3 protein-coding genes are annotated in these 3247 nt (G+C 30.3%); all 3 read left to right on the top strand.

The features are described from left to right. On the top strand, positions 1-1699 hold a 1699-nt coding region (locus ACG59Z_RS18700; protein WP_400200713.1), incomplete at its 5' end, for a DDE-type integrase/transposase/recombinase. Continuing rightward, on the top strand, positions 1692-2630 hold the full coding sequence (locus ACG59Z_RS18705) for a TniB family NTP-binding protein (protein WP_396522981.1): 939 nt from the start codon (positions 1692-1694) through the stop codon (positions 2628-2630). The genes ACG59Z_RS18700 and ACG59Z_RS18705, both read left to right, overlap by 8 nt. A gap of 3 nt (positions 2631-2633) precedes the next feature. Further along, positions 2634-3247 (top strand): TniQ family protein (locus ACG59Z_RS18710; protein WP_400200715.1); only part of this gene is annotated, 614 nt, incomplete at its 3' end.

Consider the following 3247-nt stretch of genomic DNA (forward strand, 5'->3'; position numbering starts at 1 on the left):
TAAACAGACCTATAAAAATCAAGCTCTAAAAATTGAAGAAATTTCAAAGTATCTCAGTTATTTTTTTAGTAATAAAGTTCCATGCACCCCCCAAAAACTAGAAAATTCAATCTTAAAAGTAATGAAAGAAAATCCAAATCTGAGAAAAATATCTGCGAGTACTTTAGCAAGATATATTAAAAAGTATCGAGATGATGCTAATTCATTCAATTGTTTTTATAAAGAAATAGGAGGAAATAAAAGTTTAAGATTCCCAATTCAAGTTGAAAACATTATTAATGAAGTCATTCTAGAATTCATAAAAGAGAGGGAAAATTTTAGTCCAAATGATGCTTATTTAACTATCAAAAATCGAATATTATCCATCAATCTAAACACCAATATACCATCAAAACGGACCATATATAGACGTTTTGAAAGACTCGACCCATATCTTTCGGTTAGAAATAAAAAAGGTAAAAGAGAGGCAAATAAGATTTTTAAAGCTTCAGGTCAAAGCTTAAATTCCCCAGGTTTACTTGCGATAGTTCAAATTGATACGCATGAAATTGATTGTATCATTGTTGATAAAAGTGGAAATGTAATTGGTAGACCACAACTTTGTATCATCATAGATATTTATACTAGAGCAGTTGTTGGGTGGCATTTATGTATGCTACCACCATCTGCAACAAAAACATTATTAGCACTTAAAAACATGTTGATGAGACCACATCACGATCAGATGGGAGGTTTACCTTCAATAATAATTCCTGATAATGGTTGTGAATTTAATAATAATGCTTTAGCTAATTTTTGTAATAATTTTAATATCACAAAATCAGAATCGCAACCCTACTCACCAAATCATAAAGCGCATATTGAAAGCTTTTTTAAAACATTAAATGAAAATATTATCCATAAACTTAAAGGTACCACATATTCATCACCACTACATCGAGGGGATTATGACTCTACCGAGAATGCATGTTATACGTTAGAAGTATTAAGAGACTTACTAAATGAATGGATTGAGAATATTTATCATAAAAGAGTTCACTCTGTTACAAATCAGCGACCAGAAAAAATGTGGATAGAAGCTTCAAAAATATTCCCAGTTTTAACAATACCTGAATTAGAAATTGAAAGAAAATGTCGAACCGTTTTTCGATATAGAATCAACAAAGGTCAAATAAACTTGAAAGGTCTAAGATATAAATCTCAAGCCCTTGCAACATTAAATTATCGTTTTAAAGAGAAAGTTACTATCTATGTCGATCAACTGGATTTAAGTAGCATTTACATACAAGATCCTTTTAATAACAATAATCTAATTCAGGCCGACTCCATTTATCCTGACGCAACTAAAGGCTTGACTTTAGCTGAATGGCTTGAAGCAAAGGAAATATTACGAGAAAAGTATAGTAGCGATCCTCAAGAAATTGAAAATGAGGAAGTATTATATTTGGCTCGCTTAAACTTCTTACAAAAGATACAAACTCTTAATAAGAAAAATAAACGTTTTAGACAGGTTAAAAATGACCTAACAAGGATGATTGCAGATCAAGAAAATCGTCTAAATATGATCCCAGTAATTATTGAAAAGGATCAGAATTTTTCATCCACAAATCATGTAGAAATGATTTCACAGCTTGCTTATAACGATTTAGAAACTGATCCAACCGATTTTTTTTATGAAGAGATTAATTTAGATGAATAATAACCTACATATTGAAACACTTTCTATATTAAAAAATTTTATTTGTCATCATTCTGATTTTTCAAATGCTCTAAATGCGATTGAAGAATGTATGCAGATGAGTCAGATGAATAGTCAACCAATTGGCTGTTTACTGCTAGGCGATGGTGGGGTTGGTAAATCAACAATATGTAAACTTATTAAAAGTAGGTATAAATTTTATAAATCTTATGAGAACAACATGGAAAAATTAATTGTTCCCGCTTTTTACTTTCCTGTACCAGCCCCTATCACTATTAAAAGTTTAGCAATCCGAATGCTTGAAGAGTTAGGCTGTACAGATCATAAAGGTACAAGTGAACAGCTAAATTATCGATTACGCATTCTATTAAAAGAATGTAAAACGCAGCTGATAATGCTTGATGAATTTCATCATATTTACAGTTCATGTGCTCAAAAAAATAAAACTTCTGAAAATGTTGCAAACTGGATTAAGACCCTGGCAGATGAAACGAAAATATGTATATGTTTAGTCGGCTTACCAAATATTCAAGAAAATTTATTTATTGATAGTCAATTAGCCCGTAGATTTTCTCGCGTTCTAAAACTTAATCCCCTAACACTGGATACTCACTCTAAGGAAGGAACACTTAAGCCTTTTCTTCGGCAGACAGCCAAATACATGTCTAAAAACTTTAATATTTCATTTGATCCAGAAATTTCCTCAAATGATCTCTTAAAACGCATATTTTTGGCGACAAGTGGTTATCAAGCATATGTCATGCAGCTTATACATCAGAGTTGCCTAAATACCTTACAGAATAGTCGATCAGTCGTTATATTGAGTGATTTTCATGAAGCTTATGCCTTGAAAAGTATTTTATATAAACCTATGACGAAAAAAGATATTTTTAAAATCCACTCTACACAAATTACTGAAATTCTTATTTAAATCATGAAAAAATTAACGCTTTCTCATACCCCAATTCCATTTCCAGATGAATTCATAGCAAGCTTCTTATTAAGAGCCTCATATCCAAATGGTTACCAATCCCCCCAAAAAATGCTAAATAGTGCTGGTATTTCAGTTTATAAATTATCATATAATTCAATATTTACTGATGAAGTTAAAGTAAAAAAAATTATAGAAAACTTAAACTTTTCTGATGACTTATTGAAACTCGTTATAAGAAAAACTCCTCCACCACTTCAATATTTTATCTGGGATAACGATAAAAAAATTCAAACCCAATTGTTATCATTTAGTTTAAATAAATTCTGTTCAATTTGCTTAGAAAATAATGGGTACTGGAGAAAAAACTGGTTATTAAATCCTCTTACAATCTGTCCTGAACACAAAATTAATTTAACTGTTAATTGTCCAGAGTGTTATAACATTTTACCAATAAATCGTAGGTCATTATTCGAATGCCCTACTTGTAAGTTTGATTTAAGGAAAAGTCCTATAAAATCAATTAAACAAGATGATAACGAAACCAATCTTTGGTTCTTAAAGAATTTGGCAATAGATGATAAAGACTTTATAGAGGTTTTTTTTGATATATGGAC

Origin of the sequence: Acinetobacter sp. ABJ_C1_1 (assembly GCF_044684115.1) — a bacterium.
GTDB classification, from domain to species: Bacteria; Pseudomonadota; Gammaproteobacteria; order Pseudomonadales; family Moraxellaceae; genus Acinetobacter; species Acinetobacter nosocomialis_A.

What these genes read in the sequence shown, in the direction of transcription:
- ACG59Z_RS18705 (WP_396522981.1), top strand. Translation starts at nt 1,692, where the DNA reads ATGAATAATAACCTACATATTGAAACACTTTCTATATTAAAAAATTTT.